Annotated in this window: 22 protein-coding genes; 9 read left to right on the top strand and 13 right to left on the bottom strand. The window is 62.2% G+C overall.

All coding sequences use genetic code 11. The features are described from left to right. The first annotated feature begins 11 nt into the window (after positions 1-11). Together AAG793_RS06245 and AAG793_RS06240 are read left to right on the top strand one after the other, a co-directional pair. Positions 12-536, top strand: coding sequence for a gamma carbonic anhydrase family protein (locus AAG793_RS06245; RefSeq protein ID WP_341905656.1), 525 nt, complete (start codon positions 12-14; stop codon positions 534-536). A gap of 28 nt (positions 537-564) precedes the next feature. Beyond that, positions 565-1,533, top strand: coding sequence for an Hsp33 family molecular chaperone HslO (locus AAG793_RS06240; protein ID WP_341905654.1), 969 nt, complete (start codon positions 565-567; stop codon positions 1,531-1,533). Positions 1,534-1,557: 24 nt separating this feature from the next. Here AAG793_RS06240 and AAG793_RS06235 read toward each other — a convergent pair whose 3' ends face one another. The 6 genes from AAG793_RS06235 to AAG793_RS06210 all read right to left on the bottom strand — a co-directional run bounded on the left by AAG793_RS06235 (position 1,558) and on the right by AAG793_RS06210 (position 6,789). After that, complete coding sequence (locus AAG793_RS06235) at positions 1,558-2,010, bottom strand: hypothetical protein (RefSeq protein WP_341905652.1); 453 nt, start codon at positions 2,008-2,010, stop codon at positions 1,558-1,560. Positions 2,011-2,028: 18 nt separating this feature from the next. Next, positions 2,029-2,304: a septum formation initiator family protein gene (locus tag AAG793_RS06230; RefSeq protein ID WP_341905651.1), complete on the bottom strand. Its 276-nt coding sequence runs from the start codon at positions 2,302-2,304 to the stop codon at positions 2,029-2,031. A 231-nt stretch (positions 2,305-2,535) separates the two neighbouring features. Then, positions 2,536-3,819 carry a phosphopyruvate hydratase gene (eno, locus tag AAG793_RS06225; RefSeq protein ID WP_341905647.1) on the bottom strand — a complete coding sequence of 428 codons (1,284 nt, stop codon included), beginning with the start codon at positions 3,817-3,819 and terminating at the stop codon, positions 2,536-2,538. Between the two features lie 98 nt (positions 3,820-3,917). Beyond that, positions 3,918-4,214, bottom strand: coding sequence for a DUF1330 domain-containing protein (locus tag AAG793_RS06220; protein ID WP_341905643.1), 297 nt, complete (start codon positions 4,212-4,214; stop codon positions 3,918-3,920). 29 nt (positions 4,215-4,243) lie between these two features. After that, positions 4,244-5,098, bottom strand: a complete 855-nt coding sequence (gene kdsA / locus AAG793_RS06215) for a 3-deoxy-8-phosphooctulonate synthase (RefSeq protein ID WP_341907606.1) — start codon at positions 5,096-5,098, stop codon at positions 4,244-4,246. Between the two features lie 2 nt (positions 5,099-5,100). Further along, the gene (locus AAG793_RS06210) at positions 5,101-6,789 is read right to left on the bottom strand and encodes a CTP synthase (RefSeq protein ID WP_341905641.1); all 1,689 of its coding nucleotides are present in this window, start codon (positions 6,787-6,789) and stop codon (positions 5,101-5,103) included. A 154-nt stretch (positions 6,790-6,943) separates the two neighbouring features. On the opposite strand from AAG793_RS06210, the gene coaBC reads away from it, so the two are divergent. The 4 genes from coaBC to AAG793_RS06190 all read left to right on the top strand — a co-directional run bounded on the left by coaBC (position 6,944) and on the right by AAG793_RS06190 (position 9,932). Next, entirely contained in the window at positions 6,944-8,224 is a 1,281-nt protein-coding gene (gene coaBC, locus AAG793_RS06205; RefSeq protein ID WP_341905637.1) for a bifunctional phosphopantothenoylcysteine decarboxylase/phosphopantothenate--cysteine ligase CoaBC, read from the top strand. Continuing rightward, entirely contained in the window at positions 8,221-8,691 is a 471-nt protein-coding gene (locus tag AAG793_RS06200; protein ID WP_341905633.1) for a hypothetical protein, read from the top strand. The genes coaBC and AAG793_RS06200 overlap by 4 nt, the downstream gene beginning before the upstream one ends. Beyond that, positions 8,688-9,134, top strand: coding sequence for a dUTP diphosphatase (gene dut / locus AAG793_RS06195; RefSeq protein WP_341905628.1), 447 nt, complete (start codon positions 8,688-8,690; stop codon positions 9,132-9,134). The genes AAG793_RS06200 and dut overlap by 4 nt, the downstream gene beginning before the upstream one ends. Positions 9,135-9,389: 255 nt before the next feature. Beyond that, positions 9,390-9,932, top strand: a complete 543-nt coding sequence (locus AAG793_RS06190) for a glycine zipper 2TM domain-containing protein (RefSeq protein ID WP_341905623.1) — start codon at positions 9,390-9,392, stop codon at positions 9,930-9,932. Between the two features lie 108 nt (positions 9,933-10,040). On the opposite strand, the gene AAG793_RS06185 is transcribed toward AAG793_RS06190, so the two are convergent. Further along, the gene (locus AAG793_RS06185) at positions 10,041-10,574 is read right to left on the bottom strand and encodes an FKBP-type peptidyl-prolyl cis-trans isomerase (RefSeq protein WP_341905619.1); all 534 of its coding nucleotides are present in this window, start codon (positions 10,572-10,574) and stop codon (positions 10,041-10,043) included. Between the two features lie 14 nt (positions 10,575-10,588). Between AAG793_RS06185 and AAG793_RS06180 the strand changes: the two genes are divergently transcribed. The 3 genes from AAG793_RS06180 to AAG793_RS06170 all read left to right on the top strand — a co-directional run bounded on the left by AAG793_RS06180 (position 10,589) and on the right by AAG793_RS06170 (position 12,910). After that, complete coding sequence (locus AAG793_RS06180; protein ID WP_341905617.1) at positions 10,589-11,782, top strand: cupin domain-containing protein; 1,194 nt, start codon at positions 10,589-10,591, stop codon at positions 11,780-11,782. A gap of 20 nt (positions 11,783-11,802) precedes the next feature. Further along, positions 11,803-12,330 carry a hypothetical protein gene (locus AAG793_RS06175; RefSeq protein WP_341905613.1) on the top strand — a complete coding sequence of 176 codons (528 nt, stop codon included), beginning with the start codon at positions 11,803-11,805 and terminating at the stop codon, positions 12,328-12,330. 292 nt (positions 12,331-12,622) lie between these two features. After that, on the top strand, positions 12,623-12,910 hold the full coding sequence (locus tag AAG793_RS06170; protein ID WP_341905611.1) for a hypothetical protein: 288 nt from the start codon (positions 12,623-12,625) through the stop codon (positions 12,908-12,910). Between the two features lie 81 nt (positions 12,911-12,991). On the opposite strand, the gene AAG793_RS06165 is transcribed toward AAG793_RS06170, so the two are convergent. The 6 genes from AAG793_RS06165 to AAG793_RS06140 all read right to left on the bottom strand — a co-directional run bounded on the left by AAG793_RS06165 (position 12,992) and on the right by AAG793_RS06140 (position 18,014). Next, positions 12,992-13,765 carry an MBL fold metallo-hydrolase gene (locus AAG793_RS06165; protein WP_341907603.1) on the bottom strand — a complete coding sequence of 258 codons (774 nt, stop codon included), beginning with the start codon at positions 13,763-13,765 and terminating at the stop codon, positions 12,992-12,994. 62 nt (positions 13,766-13,827) lie between these two features. After that, positions 13,828-14,868 (bottom strand): outer membrane protein assembly factor BamC, encoded by a 1,041-nt coding sequence (gene bamC, locus AAG793_RS06160; protein ID WP_341907600.1) that lies wholly within the window; start codon positions 14,866-14,868, stop codon positions 13,828-13,830. A 125-nt stretch (positions 14,869-14,993) separates the two neighbouring features. Next, positions 14,994-15,890 (bottom strand): 4-hydroxy-tetrahydrodipicolinate synthase, encoded by an 897-nt coding sequence (dapA, locus tag AAG793_RS06155; RefSeq protein ID WP_341905609.1) that lies wholly within the window; start codon positions 15,888-15,890, stop codon positions 14,994-14,996. A gap of 76 nt (positions 15,891-15,966) precedes the next feature. Continuing rightward, positions 15,967-16,629 carry a class I SAM-dependent methyltransferase gene (locus AAG793_RS06150; protein WP_341905607.1) on the bottom strand — a complete coding sequence of 221 codons (663 nt, stop codon included), beginning with the start codon at positions 16,627-16,629 and terminating at the stop codon, positions 15,967-15,969. Positions 16,630-16,642: 13 nt separating this feature from the next. Beyond that, positions 16,643-16,774, bottom strand: coding sequence for a hypothetical protein (locus tag AAG793_RS06145; RefSeq protein ID WP_341905604.1), 132 nt, complete (start codon positions 16,772-16,774; stop codon positions 16,643-16,645). Between the two features lies 1 nt (position 16,775). Next, a complete protein-coding gene (locus tag AAG793_RS06140; protein ID WP_341905602.1) occupies positions 16,776-18,014 on the bottom strand; it encodes an MFS transporter in 1,239 nt (412 codons plus the stop codon). Positions 18,015-18,108: the final 94 nt, after the last annotated feature.

The raw sequence follows: 18,108 nt of genomic DNA, 5'->3' as shown, positions 1-18,108 counted from the left end.
TGTACACGCCCATGGCCATCCTTCAGCTTGACGCCCTCCAGCCCACGATTCACGGATCTGCGTGGGTCGCAGACAACGCCCAGGTCATCGGCGACGTGGTCCTGTCGGAAGACAGCAGCGTCTGGTTTGGCGTGGTGATTCGCGGTGACACCGAAACCATCACCGTGGGCAAAGGCACCAACATCCAGGACAATAGCGTGCTGCACGCCGACCATGGCATGCCGCTCGTGATTGGCGAGAACGTCACCGTCGGCCACCAGGTCATGCTGCACGGTTGCAGCGTCGGCGACGGCTCACTCATCGGCATTCAGGCGGTGGTACTCAACGGCGCGAAGATCGGCAAGAACTGCCTGGTCGGTGCTGGGTCCTTGGTGACCGAGGGCAAGGAGTTTCCGGATGGCTCCATGATCCTCGGCAGCCCGGCCAAGGCCGTGCGCCAGCTGTCACCCGAGCAGATCGAAGGGCTGAAAAAAAGCGCCCAGCATTACATCGACAATGCTCGGCGCTACAAGGCTGGGCTCAAGAAGATTGCATGAATAACGAAGTGAAAAGCGGCGGAGCGTGATGTCAGAACTTCACAAATTCCTCTTTGATGGTTTGCCCGTTCGCGGCATGCTGGTTCGTCTCACGGACTCCTGGCAGGAAATCCTCAAGCGCCGGCATGCCGCTGGCGGGTACCCGGTCGAGGTGATGCATCTGCTCGGCGAGATGACGGCTGCGGGTGCGCTGATGCAAAGCAACATCAAGTTCAACGGTGCACTGATCCTGCAGATCTTTGGCGACGGGCCTGTCAAGCTCGCGGTGGCCGAGGTGCAACCTGACCTGAGCCTGCGCGCTACGGCCACCGTCACCGGTGTGGTGGACCCGGGCAGCTCGCTGAGCCAGCTTGTCAATGTGGACAACAAGGGGCGCTGCGCCATCACGCTGGACCCGAAAGACAAGTTTCCTGGTCAGCAACCCTACCAGGGCGTGGTGCCGCTGTATGGCGATCAGCACGAGAAGATCGAGAATCTCGGCGAGGTGCTGGAGCACTACATGCTGCAGAGCGAGCAGCTGGACACCCGGCTGATCCTGGCGGCCGATGGCCATGTGGCAGCGGGGCTGTTGATTCAGCGCTTGCCGGTCAAGGGTGAGGGCAACCTTGAAGGTCAGATCGACCGCGATGCGAATGAAGACGAAATCGGCCGCAACGAAGACTACAAGCGCATCGCCATGCTGGCCGGCACGCTCAAGCGCGAGGAGTTGCTGACGCTGGACGCCGACACGATTTTGCGCCGCCTGTTCTGGGAAGAGCGCATCACCCGCTACGAGCCGGCTGCGCCCACATTTGCCTGCAACTGCTCACGCGAGCGGGTGGGTGGCATGCTGCGCAGCCTGGGTGTGGAAGAAATCGAGAGCATTCTCGCGGAGTGTGGTGATGTGTCCGTCGATTGCGAGTTCTGCGGTGCCAACTACACCTTCGACCCGGTGGACGCCGCCCAGCTGTTCACCAGCCAGACGCAGCAACCGCCGCCGCCTTCGACGGTGCAATGAAGGCGACCGAACTCCGGCGGTGATTCAGCCGGTGCTTTGGCGCTTCTGGATCAGATCGGTCAGCAGGCGGTGCTCGCATTGCGGGTCACTGCATTTGTCGCAGGCCCACACCCATGGCGATCGCGCGCTTTTTCTTGAAGGCATTTGCCGACTCTGTACGACGGCCATGTTGAAGGCAATCAGCTCAACCAGCTGATCCTCGTCCAGGCTGTAGACCACCTGATAGGGCAGGCTCGCCTGCGAGAGTGCATCGCGAAACCGTGTATGCCCTGCCATGGCTGCTGCTGTGCCGCTTGCCAGACCGATCAGAAGCACTGAGTCGCACAGTGCCAGTTGCGCTGGCTGTGCGGGAACGGCGAGTGGAAGTAGCCTTCCTTCAAAGCCTGCCTTCTGCGCGGCCGACTGGAGGCGCATGTGGGTATCAGGACGGGTTGGCGCTGGTGCGGTATCGGCCACGCCGATGGTAAGGGGCCGCATCAGCGTCCGCTCAGCCACTCAGGGCGTGATCTGGACGAAGATTTCATTCGGCTTGACCATGCCCAACTCACTGCGCGCCTTTTCTTCCACCATTTCCAGCCCTTCCTTGAGGTCGCGAACCTCCGCGGAGAGCTGGTCGTTGGCGGCCTGCGCCTGGGCGTTCAGCCGGAGCTGCTCGTCGAGCTTGTGCTGCATCTCCCGCACGCTGGGAATGCTGCCTCGTCCAATCCACAGCTGCGCCTGTACCAATGCCAGCAGCACGATCAGGATGGCGGGAACGATGCGTGGCCCCATGTCTAGGCCCAATTACAGTTTTTCGCTACCGAGCCCGTGAAGACCAAGGTGTTTCCGCCGGGCCGCTCAAGCGAAAAATGCGCACCATTCCGAATGAAAGGGGCAGCGCGCCGTAGGCTCGCAGTGGCGAGCATGGGAGCCACAGTTTTTCCGCAGGGCCGCCCCAAGGAAAAATGCGCCCCCCGGGGGGGCAGCGCAGCACGCGGAGCGACAAGCGTGGGGGCCAACAATTTACTTGAGGTTATAAAACGCCGCCCGACCTGGGTAAGTGGCGATATCGCCCAGGTCTTCCTCGATGCGCAGCAGCTGGTTGTACTTGGCCATGCGGTCCGAGCGCGACAGCGAGCCGGTCTTGATCTGGCCTGCGTTGGTGCCCACGGCGATGTCGGCGATCGTGGAGTCCTCGGTCTCGCCCGAGCGGTGGCTGATCACGGCGGTGTAGCCAGCACGCTTGGCCATCTCGATGGCGGCGAAAGTCTCGGTCAGCGTGCCGATCTGGTTGATCTTGATCAGGATGGAATTGGCAATGCGCTTGTCGATACCTTCCTTGAGAATTTTGGTGTTGGTGACGAACAGGTCGTCGCCGACCAGCTGCACTTTCTGGCCCAGGCGCTCGGTAAGGATCTTCCAGCCGTCCCAGTCGCCTTCGGCCATGCCGTCTTCGATGCTGATGATGGGGTACTTGTCCACCCAGGTGGCGAGGATGTTGGTCCATTCGGTGGAATCGAGCGTCAGCCCTTCCGCGCCCAGAACGTATTTGCCGTCCTTGTAAAACTCCGAAGCCGCGCAGTCCAGGCCCAGTGCGATCTGCTCGCCCGCCACAAAGCCCGCTGCATCGATGGCTTCCAGAATCATCTGAATGGCCGCTTCGTGGTTGGTCACGTTGGGGGCAAAGCCTCCTTCGTCACCCACCGCCACGCTCATGCCCTTGTCGTGCAGGATTTTCTTGAGTGCGTGGAACACCTCGGCGCCGTAGCGAACCGCTTCGCGAAAGCTCGGTGCACCCACCGGAATGATCATCAGCTCCTGCAGATCAAGGTTGTTGTTGGCATGTGCGCCGCCATTGACCACGTTCATCATGGGCACGGGCATCTGCATGGCGCCGCTGCCACCAAAGTAGCGGTACAGCGGCAGACCGGCTTCTTCTGCTGCGGCGCGGGCCACAGCCATGCTAACGGCCAGCATGGCGTTGGCGCCCAGGCGCGACTTGTTGTCGGTGCCGTCGAGGTCGATCATCGTGCGGTCAAGGAAGGCCTGCTCGCTGGCATCGAGGCCCAGCACGGCTTCGGAGATTTCGGTGTTGATGTGCTCAACGGCCTTGAGCACGCCCTTGCCGAGGTAACGGGATTTGTCGCCGTCGCGCAGCTCAATGGCTTCGCGGGAGCCGGTCGAGGCGCCTGACGGCACCGCTGCACGGCCCATGACACCGGACTCCAGCAGCACGTCGCATTCGACGGTAGGGTTGCCCCGGCTGTCGAGAATTTCGCGGCCAACGATATCAACAATTGCGCTCATTTATTCAATCTCTCTTTAGTTTCGAATTCGCTTTTACTCCCTCCCCGTGAGGGGAGGGTTGGGGAGGGGCGAACACATTCACCCCAAAGGGGAGGGCGTTAGCCCACCCCTTCGACCAGAACCATATTGAAAAACTCGGTGGCACCAGCCCGCTTGGCACGGGCTGCGCGGTACATCTCGCCGTCATAAAAGGCTTTCGCCGCGTCATAGCTGGGAAAGCGCAGCATGGCAATGCGCGCCGGCTGCCACCGGCCTTCCAACGTCTCAAACCGGCCACCACGCACCAGATACTCACCGCCTGCCGCAGCCACCGATGCGGGGGCTTCCGCCATGTATTTTTTGTACTGCTCCATGTCGGAGATCTGCATGTCAACAATGATGTAGCCAGCGGCCATGTGAGCTCCGTGAAGGGGACGTTTACGGTTCAGTTGAAGTTGGTTTCGAGGAAACCGTTTTTCTTGGTCACGCGATCCAGCGCCAGCAGCGTTTCCAGCAGCGCCTTCATGTGCTTCAGTGGCACGGCATTGGGGCCGTCGCTCATGGCCTTGGACGGGTCGGGATGCGTTTCCATGAAGAGGCCAGCTACGCCCACTGCTACAGCGGCGCGTGCCAGCACGGGCACCATCTCGCGCTGACCGCCTGAGGTGGTGCCCTGCCCGCCGGGCAGCTGCACCGAGTGGGTGGCGTCAAACACCACTGGCGCGCCGGTTTCCCGCATGATCGCCAGACTGCGCATGTCAGACACCAGGTTGTTGTAACCGAAGCTCGCCCCCCGCTCGCAGGCCATGAAGTTGTTCTCGTTCAGGCCCTTTTCCCGCGCGGCGGCGCGGGCCTTGTCGATGACGTTCTTCATGTCTCCCGGGGCGAGGAACTGGCCTTTCTTGATGTTGACCGGCTTGCCCGACTGTGCCACTGCGTGGATAAAGTCCGTCTGGCGGCACAGGAAGGCGGGTGTCTGCAACACATCGACCACCGCAGCCACCGGCGCGATGTCGGCTTCCGAGTGCACGTCGGTCAGGATGGGCAGGCCCAGTTCGCGCTTGACCTTGGCCAGAATGTCGAGCCCCTTGGTCATGCCGGGACCACGAAAGCTGGTGCCACTGGAGCGGTTGGCCTTGTCGTAGCTGGATTTGAAGATGAAAGGAATGCCCAGCGAGGTGGTGATTTCCTTCAGCGTGCCTGCCGTGTCCATCTGCAGCTGCTCGGACTCGACCACGCAGGGGCCGGCAATCAGGAAGAAGGGCTGGTCAAGACCAATATCGAATCCACACAGTTTCATGCTCATGCCACCGCCTTGAGCGGCTTGCCCGCGTTCTGATCCTGACCGGCAGTACGGCGGTGTTCCAGCGAGGCGGCAATGTAGGCATTGAACAGCGGGTGGCCGTTCCACGGCGTGGACTTGAACTCGGGGTGGAACTGCACGCCCACGAACCACGGGTGGATGTCCTGCGGCAGTTCCACAATTTCGGTGAGCTGCTCGCGCTGCGTCAGGGCGGAAATCACCAGCCCGGATTTGCGCAGGGCGTCAAGGTAATTCACATTGGCCTCATAGCGGTGGCGATGCCGCTCGGTGACCACGTCGCCATAAATCTTGTGCGCCAGCGTGCCCTTGGCGACGTCGGAGCTCTGCGCACCCAAGCGCATGGTGCCACCCATGTCGGACTTGGCGTCACGCGTCTTGATGGTGCCGTCGGCGTCTTTCCACTCGGTGATGAGTGCAATCACCGGATGCGGGGTGTCGGGTGCAAATTCCGTGCTGTTGGCGTCCTTGAAGCCCGACACATGGCGTGCGAATTCAATGGTGGCCACCTGCATGCCCAGGCAGATGCCGAGGTAGGGGAGCTTGTTCTCGCGGGCAAAGCGTGCGGCGCAGATTTTTCCTTCCACGCCACGCACACCAAAGCCGCCGGGCACCAGAATGCCGTCAAACTTGGCGAGCTGTGAGACGTTGTCGGGCGTGATGGTTTCCGAGTCGATGTACTGGATCACCACCTTGGCATGGTTCTTCATGCCGGCGTGGCGCAGCGCTTCGTTGAGTGACTTGTAGCTGTCGCTCAGGTCCACATATTTGCCGACCATGGCGATATTCACTTCCGAGCGTGGATGCTCGGTCTCGTACACCAGATCGTCCCAGCGCTTGAGGTTGGCGGGCGGCGTGTTCAGGCGCAGCTTGTCGCAGATCAGGCCGTCGAGCCCCTGCTCGTGCAGCATGCGGGGCACCTTGTAGATGGTGTCCACGTCCCACATCGAAATGACGCCCCATTCCGGCACATTGGAAAAGAGCGAGATTTTTTCGCGCTCCTCGTCAGGAATGCGGCGGTCGGCACGGCACAGCAGCACGTCGGCCTGGATACCGATTTCGCGCAGTTTCTGGGCGGTGTGCTGGGTGGGTTTGGTCTTCAGTTCGCCCGCTGCGGCGATCCACGGCACATAGCTCAGGTGCACAAACGCGGTGTTGTTGGCGCCCATGCGCAGGCTCATCTGGCGCACGGCTTCGAGGAAGGGCAGGGACTCGATGTCACCGACCGTGCCACCAATCTCGACGATGGCCACATCGACGGCTTCTGGGGTGTCGTAGCGTGCACCGCGTTTTATGAAGTCCTGGATTTCGTTGGTGACATGCGGGATCACCTGCACGGTTTTGCCCAGATAGTCACCGCGGCGTTCTTTTTCGAGCACGCTCTTGTAGATCTGGCCGGTGGTGAAGTTGTTGGGCTTGCGCATGCGCGTTTCGATGAAACGCTCGTAGTGGCCCAGGTCCAGATCGGTCTCGGCGCCGTCGTCGGTCACGAAGACTTCACCGTGCTGAAAGGGGGACATCGTGCCCGGATCCACGTTGATGTACGGGTCCAGCTTGATCAAAGTGACTTTGAGGCCTCGCGATTCAAGGATCGCTGCTAAGGAGGCTGAGGCGATTCCCTTGCCGAGGGAAGACACCACACCGCCGGTGACGAAGACAAATTTGGTCATGTCAGTACGAACCGCAAGTTCGCAGAGGTGGTAAACGGGAATTATACGGGTGGGCGACTTTGCGCCGGTAAATCGTCTCCCGTCGTCTCCTGTCGCCTTCTGCCGCATGTTGCATGCCTGCGGCGCACGCGTTGGAAATGCTACATTGCCCACCATGACGAACCAGGCAAATCCGGAGCAGGGCGACGCGGCGCAGGACCTCGCAGGCAAGCACATCGTGCTGGGTCTGTCGGGCGGTATTGCATGCTACAAATCCGCCGAGCTGTGCCGGGCCCTGATCAAGGCTGGCGCCACCGTGCAGGTGGTCATGACCGAGGCCGCCGCGCAGTTCATTACGCCGGTGACCTTGCAGGCCTTGAGTGGGCGGCCGGTCTACACCAGCCAGTGGGATGCACGCGAGCCCAACAGCATGGCGCACATCAACCTCTCGCGCGAAGCCGACGCGATTGTGATTGCACCGATGAGCGCGGACTTCATGGCCAAACTGCTGCACGGCCGTGCCGACGACCTGCTGAGCCTGATGTGCCTTGCACGACCGATTGCCAGCGTGCCCCTGCTGGTTGCGCCTGCCATGAACCGCGAGATGTACGCCCACCCTGCCACGCAGCGCAACTTCCTGCAGCTTGAGGCTGATGGTGCGACCGTGCTGGGTGTGGGCACGGGCTTCCAGGCCTGCGGGGAAACCGGTGATGGCCGCATGCTGGAGCCCGATCAGCTGCTCGAAGACATCATTGCCTTCTTCACACCCAAGGTGCTGGCAGGCCAGCGTGTGCTGATCACTGCAGGCCCGACCTATGAGGCGATGGACCCGGTGCGCGGCATCACCAACCGCTCCAGCGGCAAGATGGGTTTTGCCATCGCCCGTGCGGCCCGCGAGGCAGGTGCCGATGTCACGCTGGTGGCGGGCCCGGTGGCGCTGCCCACCCCGCGCGGTGTCACCCGGGTGGACGTGCGCTCGGCTGTTGAGATGCACGAGGCTGTCATGGCGCGGGCGTCTCAGGCCGGCATTTTCATCGCTACTGCGGCCGTGGCCGACTGGCGCCCCGCGTCGCCCGCCGACCGCAAAATCAAGAAAGACGGCAGCAAGTCCACGCCGCAACTGGAGTTCGTCGAAAACCCCGACATTCTGGCGGCAGTGGCATCCGATGCAGCGACTCGCGGCACCCCGTACTGCGTGGGCTTTGCCGCCGAGAGCCACGATCTGGTGGAGAACGCCAGTGCCAAGCGACTGCGAAAAAAGGTGCCTCTGCTGGTCGGCAATGTGGGGCCAGACACTTTCGGGCAGGATCACAACGCGCTGCTGTTGATTGACGCCAATGGACACCTTGAGCTGCCGCTGGCGCCCAAGCGGGTACTGGCCCGCCGGCTGGTGCAGGAAATCGCCAGCCGCGTCCGCAGCGTCCGCAGCGTCGGCAGTGCGAAGGCTCTGCCATGAACCATCCGTCCGACACGCCCCCCAACGGTGACTTCGCCAGATACGTGGAGCAGCTGACCAGCCGGCCGGCTGTCGTGCGTCCGCCGATGGATGGCTCCGCTGGTTCTGCGCCATCGGGCGACGGTACGTTTGCAGCCAGCGCCGGTATTCCGTCAGTGGACGAGCAGCTTCGGCCTGCGGTGATGCCGTCGTTCGGCACGCACGTGAAGTGGGTGGTGGTCCTCTGGATCGCAGCCCAGGTACTGGACGCCTGGGTACCCGGCCTCGGATATGCCTTTGTGCCTCTCCTGGTCGTCTACATCGCCTGGGTGATTTTCCGGTTTGTGCGGCAGTCGCCCGAAGGGCTCGCCACGCGGGCGCGCACCCTTGCAGAGTGTGCGATGACAGACCTGACCCGCAGGGCTGGGGCTCAGAAGTCAGCCGAGTCGTTCAATGCCCCTGAAAAGACACGAAAAAAGTCGCCATGAAAATTGATGTGAAGATTCTGGATTCCCGCATGGTGGGGAATCTGCCAGCCTACGCCACACCGGGTAGCGCCGGGCTAGACCTGCGCGCGTGTCTGGATGCGCCAGTCACGCTGGCGGCCAACGCCTGGCAGCTGGTACCGACTGGTATCGCCATCTACCTGCACGACCCCGGCTATGCGGCCTTGATCCTGCCGCGCTCGGGGCTGGGGCACAAGCATGGCATCGTGCTGGGCAACCTCGTGGGCTTGATCGACAGCGACTACCAGGGCCAGCTCATGGTCAGCGCCTGGAACCGCAGCGATGTGCCATTCACCATCGAGCCGATGGAGCGTATCGCCCAGTTGATGATCGTTCCTGTGATGCAGGCGCAGTTCAATGTGGTGACCGACTTTCCTGCCACGCAGCGGGGCGAGGGCGGGTACGGCTCTACCGGCAAGGCCTGATACGCGCTGAATCTGAAGCGCCCGAAAGCGCCGAGAAGCGCCCAAAAGCGCTGTTAAGGGGGGCGACGTCAGGCTTTTCCTACGGCCGGTGGCGCGGGCTTCTCACTCCCAAGCAGCATGGGCGCTCGCCAGTCGCGTGCGCCAACTGGCCTGTAATGAGTGCATGAGACACGCCATGCGAAAAGTGGCAGACAACAGTTCGGTTGCCTGCCGCCGTCATGCCGGATCTCATGCGTTCACTCACAGGAGAGCCTCATGCGCAACTTTTCACGCCTTTCACGTCTTGTCCCCGCTGTTTCATCCGTTCTTTTGCTGGCGCTGACGGCCGCCTGTGCACCCATGAACACGCAGGGTGATTCGGCCTACCCGACATCGTCTTACCCTACACAGACCCAGCAATACCCGTCACAGCAGTACCCTGCAGCGACCTACCCCAATACACAGGGCAACTATGCCGAATATGGCCGCGTGAGCAATGTGGAAGTGCTTCGTTCGCAGCAGCCAGCACAGGGTACTGGTGTGGGCGCCGTGCTCGGTGGTGTTGCTGGCGCCGTGATCGGTAGCCAGATCGGCGGCGGAACCGGCAAGAGCGTCGCCACGGTGGCAGGTGCTGTCGGCGGCGCGTTCGCCGGCAACGCCATCGAGAAAAGCCGCAACACCACGGTGCAGGAAAGCTTCCGTGTTTCCATTCGAATGGACAACGGCTCGATGCGTTCCTATGACGTGCCAGCGATGGGCGAACTTCGCATCGGTGATCGCGTGCGGGTTGAAAACAACCAGCTCTATCGTGTGATGTAACGTGTCGTGTAACACGTCATGTAACGCTTGACGTGACACCTCTGCAGCGGTGCCTCCCGGCATCGCTGCGCCAAGGTCATCGCCAAGTGCGGATCAGGATATCGCTGCTCAGTGCAGCGTGTCCTGGTCCGTTTTTCCTGGGGTGAGAGGTTCCAGTTTGAAGAAGCCGGTGCCCAGCGTGCCCTGACCGACTTCATCGGCAGTGGCCTCGCGCACAGACTCCACCTTCGCGGTGAGCCGTATCGCGATACCGGCCAGTGGATGGTTGCCATCCAGCACCACGTGGTCAGGGTAGATGTCCGTGACCGTGTAAATGTGCTCTGCGGGGATCTGTGCGCTGGCGCCCGCAGGCAGCGCGGCACCGTCAAAAGTCATGCCTTCTTCGAGCTCTGCCGGAAACAGTGTCCGTGCCTCAAGGAACACACGGTTTTCGTCGTAGTCGCCAAACGCATTCTCCGGCTCGAGGTGCAGCTCGATCTTGTCGCCGACTCCATGGCCTTGCAGCGACTCCTCGATTTTGGCCAGCAGGTCATCACCACCCAGCAGAAATTCGATGGGCTCGTCCAGTTCGTCGAGCACTTCGCCCAGAGTGTCTTTCAGGACCCATGTCAGGGCAACAACGCATTGCGGTGTGATTTTCATCCGACAATTGTCCCATGGATGTCCACCAACCCCTTCCCCTGCTCGCTGGTCTCAGCCCGGCGCAATTCATGCGCCGCCATTGGCAAAAAAAGCCTTTGCTGGTGCGCCAGGCCATCCCCGGCTTTCAGCCACTGCTCAGCCGGACGGCCCTTTTCAGGCTTGCCGCGCAGGCCAGTGTGGAGTCCCGGCTGATTGTTCATGAAGCACGCAAGTGGCGAATGACGCAAGGTCCGCTGCCGGCAAAGTCGCTGCCGCCCTTGAACCAGAAAGCGTGGACCCTGCTGGTGCAGGGCGTTGACCTGCACGATGCCAGCGCCCACGCACTGCTGCAGAACTTCCGCTTCGTGCCAGACGCCAGGATGGATGATCTGATGATTTCCTTTGCCACCCCGGGTGGCGGGGTGGGTCCGCACTTCGACAGCTACGACGTGTTCCTGCTGCAAGCCAGCGGGCGTCGTCGCTGGCAGATCGGACGCCAGCAGGACCTGAGCCTGCAATCGGGTGTCCCTTTGAAGATCCTGAAACACTTTGAACCCGAAGAAGAGTTCGTTCTGGAAGCGGGCGACATGCTCTATCTGCCGCCTCGCTACGCGCACGATGGTGTGGCGCTGGCGGGTGCCAAGGGCCAGGCGGACGATTGCATGACGTACTCGATTGGATTTCGCGCGCCTGCCAAGCATGAACTGGCGGCCGAGTTGCTTCATCGCCTCGCCGAGTTCAGCGAAGAGGCTGGCGGCGATCTGGCGTCAGGACAGAGTCCCCCCGAGCCTGCGCTCTATCGGGACAAGACGCAGGTGGCGACGGATACGCCCGCTGCACTTCCCTCAGGCCTGGTCGAGTTTGCCGGCCAGGCCGTGCTGCAGGCCTTGAAGGATCCGCTGGCAGTCGCTTGCGCCCTCGGTGAGTACATGACCGAACCCAAGCCGTCGGTCTGGTTTGATGAGCCACAAGGCGAGTGGGATGCGGAAGCGGTCCGGTCGGGCCGGAGCCAAGTGAGGCTGGATGCACGCACTCGGATGATGTACGACGCCGCCCATGTGTTCATCAACGGTGACAGCTACCGCGCCAAGGGCGCCGATGCCACTTTGATGCGTCAACTGGCGGATGGCCGTGGCCTTGATGGCGCCCGATTGCGCGCGGCCAGTCCGGCAGCGCTCGGTTTGCTGGCCGAGTGGCACGATGCCGGGTGGCTGCACCAACTTTCCTGAGGGCAGACTGCGGAGCGACCATGGACACCAACAACCCGTCGATGACTGCTACCCCCGGGGATGCCGGGGCGTTGCTGGAGGGGCGTTTTTCAGGGCGACAGGCGTTCACTGACCTGATACGTCAGGCGCTGGTCGTGGCGGCTGCCGAGGGCTGGCGTGAAATCATGGTGTCGGACCCGGGGTTTGAGGACTGGCCGCTGGGCGAACGGGCGGTGGCGCAGGCGCTCGGCGACTGGGCGCAGAGCGGCCGAAAGTTCACCATGCTCGCGCAGAACTACAGTGAACTGGCCAGGCGGCATGCCCGCTTCGTGACCTGGCGACGGACCTGGGCGCACATTGTCGAATGCCGGGGCTTGTCTTCGGTCTCGGCGGATGACATTCCCAGCGCTTTGTATGGGCCCGGCTGGGTGTTCGAGCGGCTCGACCGGGAGCGCTGCCTCGGCATCGCTGGCAGCGAGCCCGCGCGGCGCGTGGCCTTGCGGGAACGCCTGAACGAACGGTTGCTCAAGAGCTCACCGGCCTTTCCGGCCACGACTTTGGGGCTTTAGGGGTGGCTGCGGTGCCGCATGGCTTGGGGGCTCGATGACCACAGCCCGCCAGCGATGGAATCCCGGCTCACTGGGCGTTGACAGCGTAGTCAAAAGTCACCAATTCGGTGGCCATGCATGCAATGGTGTTCAAACCTAGGGTTTTCAGGGTTGCAATATCCGGCATATAATTTGCGGCTGGGTAGAAAGAGCTCGAGTCCTTTCCCCGGTCAAAACATGACCTGAATGTCCATTCGGCTTTTTTGACAATTTCCGGAAATTGTTTTCTTCAATATCACCAAGGATCTTAAAAATGAACAAATCCCTCGCTCTGGCAGCCATCATCGCTGCAGTCGCCCTGGCTGCTTGCGGCAAGAAAGAAGAAGCTGCCGCTCCTGCGCCAGCTCCTGCCGCTGCTGCCCCAGCGCCTGCTGCTGAGCCAGCTGCTGCTGCCAGCGCTCCTTCCGCTACTGATGCTGCTGCCGCTGGCGCTGCTGCTGCCGCTGGTGCCGCTGCCGGCGCTGCTGCTGGTGCCGCCGCTGGTGCTGCTACCGGCGCCGCTGCTGGTGCCGCTGCTGCTACCCCAGCTCCTGCAAAGTAATCACTTCGGTGATCAAGAAAGCCGCCTCCGGGCGGCTTTTTTTTCGTCCGCAAGCCCCACCGTGTTGATCGTAAGGCTGGTTCAAACACTCAGCCAGCCCGTTCCCTCATCTGCACTTGCAACAACAATGTCATCGTCCGCACATGACAGCGTAGCGGCCATGATCGTCCGCACCAGGGCTGGCTGATTGTTCTGCGCGCTGAGGTGAGCTGCCACCAGATGCCTGAGCTGGCTGTGTCGTACGGCGCTGAGTATTTCCGCTGCAACGGTGTTGGACAGATGTCCGTGAGGCCCGGCAATCCGCTGCTTCAAGAAGGCGGGGTAAGCCGATTTCGACAGCAGGTCTTCATCATGGTTGCATTCAAGCAGCAGGCTGTCACATGCTGCGAGATGCGACAGCACATGCGGTGTGGCGTGGCCCAGATCGGTCAGCACGCCGAGCTTGCTGTTGCCGTCGGTGCAGCTCAGCTGCAGCGGTTCCCGTGCGTCGTGAGGCACCGTGAAGGGCAGAATCTGAACGGCGCCGAGATCAATGGCTTCTCCGTCTCTTGCGATGTGCAGATGTCCTTCGAAGTCCGGGGATCCGATGGCGACGTGGGTTCCATGGCTCATCCAGACCGGGATGCGGTAACCCAGCGACAGCCCCCTGGCGCATCCAATGTGGTCGCCATGCTCGTGCGTGACGAAGACTGCATCAATGTCGTGAGGGGTCAGATGGGCCAGCGCCAGTCTGTGCGTCAGCTGCTTCAGTCCAAACCCGCAATCGACCAGCAACCGGAAGGGTTGAGGACCATGCGCCTCTATCAAGGTGGCGTTGCCAGTACTCCCGCTACCGAGGCTCCTGAATCTCAGCACCACGGCCTCATCGCTACAGGCAAATGATGCCCCGGATCACCGGCCGTGGGTTCAACAACCGGTCAACGCAGGTCGTCAGCAATCACCTGGACGATACGCTGCGCGTTGGCAGAGCCTTCCGGAGCGCCTTGTGCGTTGAGCACAGAAACGACGGTTTTTTCGCCTTCGCTCTTGACCACGATGCGGTATTTCAGCGGTGGCACTGCAGCAGGCGTGCCGCTGAAGAGTTTGCTGAAGAAGCCTGGCTCCGTCCTGTTCGTGATGGGTTCAACGTAACGCACGAAGTAAGTGCCCTGGCTGCGGTCACGGTCTTCCACCGTGAAGCCCGTCCGGTCCAGTGCCAGACCCACGCGGCGCCACGAACGGTCAAAGCCCTCGTCGATCTGCACCACTGGAACGTTGTTGATGTTGGCCACCCGCGATGACTGGGTCGGGGTACCGCCAGCCAGAAGTGCCTTGGATTGCTCCTGCGTGACGCCGAGTTTCACCATCATCCGGCGAAGGAATTCGGCTTCCAGTTCGGGGTCGGCGGGGCGTGGCTGCCAGACCGAGCTGTCGCCACTGGAGGCCACACCGCTCTTGGCGCCGGTGATGATCTCCACCATGCCGCGGTGGCTCACATAGATCTCGGTGCCGCCATCGGTACGGCGCTCGAAGCGGGTGCGGAACTTGTCACGCTCGCCGGTGGAGTAGAGGCTGTCAAAGAGCTTGCCAATCGCGCTACGGATGAAGTCCTGTGGAATCTTGGCGCGGTTCTCGGCGTAGTCCGTTTCCATGATGCCCAGGTTTTCCTGGTCCTGGGACAACAGGAAGCCACTCTCCAGCCAGAAGTCGCGTACCGGTCCCCAGAGCTTGTCGGCAGGGCGGTTGACCACCAGCCAGCGCTGGCTGCCGGCGCGTTCGATCCGCACGTCACCCACTGCCGCAGCAGCGGTGGGCAGCACGGGGGCGGACTGTCCGACCTGATAGGCGCTGGCCGTCACGGCACTGCCGGGCACCACATAGCGGGTTTCGCGGCTCAGTTGCGTGAGGTCTGGTGGCACGTCAAGGGAAGGTCCTTTCGCACCAGCGGACTTGTAGTCCACGCGATCACCGTCCATCATTTCCTTGATGGAAGAGCAGCCGGCCAGCAGGCTCAAGGCCAGAACCGCGGAGACGGTAGCGGCCTTTTTGGCATTCAGGTAAGCAGCACTTGGGGGCAATGTCTTCACTTGGGTTCCCTTAAAAATCAGATCAGGCCGCAGGCGCGCAGGGCGCCTTCGACCACGGCCTCGTTGGATGTCTCCAGCGGCGTCATGGGCAGGCGCAGCGTACCGCCGCACAGGCCCATCCGGGCCATGGCCCATTTGACGGGGATTGGATTGGCCTCGATGAACAGGTTGCGGTGCAAGGGCAGAAGCTTCAACTGCAGCTCCATGGCGCGTCGCGCGTCGCCGGCGACTGCTGCCACGCACAGCTCGTGCATCAGCCGCGGCGCCACGTTGGCCGTCACGCTGACGTTGCCTTGTCCACCGCAGAGCATCAACGCCACGGCGGTCGGGTCGTCGCCGGAATAAACGGCGAAGCCCTTGGGCACTTCCTTGATGAGCCACTGGGCACGTTCGATGTTGCCTGTGGCTTCCTTGATGCCGACGATGCCGGGGATCTGCGCCAGGCGCAGCACCGTGGCATGGGCCATATCGGCCACCGTCCGGCCCGGCACGTTGTAGAGCACGGTGGGCAGGTCGCCGACAGCCTCGGCGATGGCCTTGAAGTGCCGGTACTGGCCTTCCTGCGTGGGCTTGTTGTAGTAGGGGACCACCTGCAGCTGGCAGTCGGCACCGACCTGCCTGGCGAATTTGGCCAGCTCGATGGCTTCGGCCGTCGAGTTGGCGCCGCAACCCGCCATGATGGGCACGCGCTTGTCGCCGTGGGTTTTCGCCTGCTCCACCGACACGCGGATGATTTCGCAGTGCTCTTCGACATTGACCGTGGGCGATTCGCCGGTGGTGCCCACCACGCCGATGCAGTCGGTGCCTTCGGCAATGTGCCAATCCACGAGTTTGCGCAATGCGGGGTAATCAACGCTGCCGTCTTCGTGCAAGGGCGTTGCCAACGCAACGATGCTGCCGGTAATGGGTTTCATGCTGTCTTTTGTAAACATTCGTGGCCGGATGGCCTGCCCGGTATCCCGGAGGAGCCAGAGGTTTGGCGCGCCGGACTCAATCCTGCATTCTACCCAGACCCCAAGGCAGCTGATAGCGCGCGGGGACGGCCTGCGAGGGGCTTTCTGGTGAGGGCAAACCCGTATCGATCGGAGGCTCGTTGACAGCGGCAATCCGCTGGACGAATCGCTGAAGTACCGGTTGGCCGGTGCCGTCACCGCGCTCCTCAAAGCCGTCCTCAAACGCCACCACCCGCAGTCCTGCGCATACCGTCAGCAGTTCACCCGTGCGAAGAAGAAAGTCGGGCCGGGAGGGCTTGCCCACCGTCTCGTTGCCGGCGGTAAAGGTTTCGTAAATCAGCACACCGCCCGGCGCCAGACTGGCGAGCAAGGTGGGCATCAGCGGTCGCCACAGGTAATTAGTCACCACCACGGCGTCAAACTGCCGGTGAGCGAAGGGCCAGGGGCCGTTTTCGATGTCGGCCACGACAGCCTCGCCTTTCGTGAGGGAGGCGGCAATGGCCTCGATGGCGTCACTGGAGCGGTCTACTGCGGTAACCGCATGACCCAGCGCATCCAACCACCGGGTGTGGCGACCATGGCCGCATGCTACGTCGAGCACGGTGCCATGCGCGCGAACCAGATGGGACCAGCGCTGCACCCACGCCGAAGGTGCTTCGGTGCCGTGCAGTGGCGGGCTGGCCGGCAGCGGGGCCGTCATGCCGGACAGGACACTAGAAGCACGCCCACACCTGATTGGCCAGTGTGAACAGGAACTCCGGGCGTGTGTACATCGCGAACACGGCGCCAGAGGCCACCAGGACCAGGGCCCACACGCCGATTTTCTGGAAGGTGCTCAGATTCATCTCAGGCGGCCGCCACGGCTTTGGCATGACCCCTGCGCTCGATCGGTGCCTCGCGCACCGGCAGATTCACGAGCGCCGCAAACACGCCCAGTGCAATCGCGATGTACCAGACGATGTCATAGCTGCCGGTGCGGTCATACAGGTAGCCACCCAGCCACACGCCCAGGAACGAGCCAATCTGGTGGCTGAAGAAAATGAAGCCACCCAGCATGGACAGGTGCTGGATGCCGAAAATCTGCGCCACCACCGCATTGGTCGGTGGAATGGTCGACAGCCACAGCAAGCCCATGACGCTGGCAAAGATGTAAACACTGAGCGGGGTCAGCGGTGCGGCGAGAAAGATGGCGATGACCACGGCGCGCGAGAAGTAGATCGTGGCCAGGATTTTCTTCTTGGCGATGCGCTGGCCCAACGAGCCGGCGATGTAAGTGCCAAACACATTGAACAGGCCAATCAGCGCCAGGGCATAGCTGGCCACCTCCGGAGAAAGCCCTTTGTCCTTCAGGTAGCTGGGCATGTGCACGCCAATGAAGACCACCTGAAAGCCACAGACGAAGTAACCCGCCATCAGCAACTGGAAGCTGGGGTACTTGAAGGCCTCCTTCAGTGCCTGAAGAATGGTTTGTTCCCGCTGCACCGGTGCGCTGCTGGAAAATCCTTTCTCCCGCAAGCCGAGGGCCAGCGGCATGATGAGCAGCACGGCGCCTGCGAGCGCGAGCAGGGCCTCTTTCCAGCCCAGCCCGCTGATCAGAAAGCCCTCGACCGGCACCATCAGGAACTGACCGAAGGAACCCGCAGCAGCGGCCACACCCATGGCCCATGAACGCTTGCTCTCGGGAATATTGCGACCAATCACGCCGTAAATCACCGCATAGGTGGTGCCGGCCTGCGCCGCGCCGATCAGCACGCCTGCCGTGAGCGTGAACATCGGGCCCGTCGTGGATTGCGCCATGCCCACCAGGCCCAGCGCGTAGAGAACGGCACCACCCAGAATCACCCGGAACGCGCCAAAGCGGTCGGCGGCCATCCCCGCAAAAATGCCGAACACGCCCCAGGCCAGGTTCTGCACGGCCAGTGCAAAGGCGAACGTCTCGCGCGTCCAGCCCTGCGCCTGGGTGATGGGCTGAAGCCACAACCCAAAGCCGTGGCGGATGCCCATGGACAAGGTGACGATGGCGGCGCCGCAGATGAGCACCTGGGCCATGGAAAGAGGGGGGCGGGTCGATGGCGTGGAAGACATCCAGCCAATGTAACCAATGCCGTGCCTGTTTGCTGCTGAAAGTTTTGGTGAAAATTTTCAGGGCATTGATGCGTCGATGACATGGATGGTTTAT

It is taken from the genome of Polaromonas sp. YR568, from assembly GCF_943372955.1.
Taxonomy (GTDB): Bacteria; Pseudomonadota; Gammaproteobacteria; order Burkholderiales; family Burkholderiaceae_C; genus Polaromonas.
The sequence above is the reverse complement of the archived record's forward strand: the minus strand, read 5'-3'. Positions and strand labels throughout refer to the sequence as shown.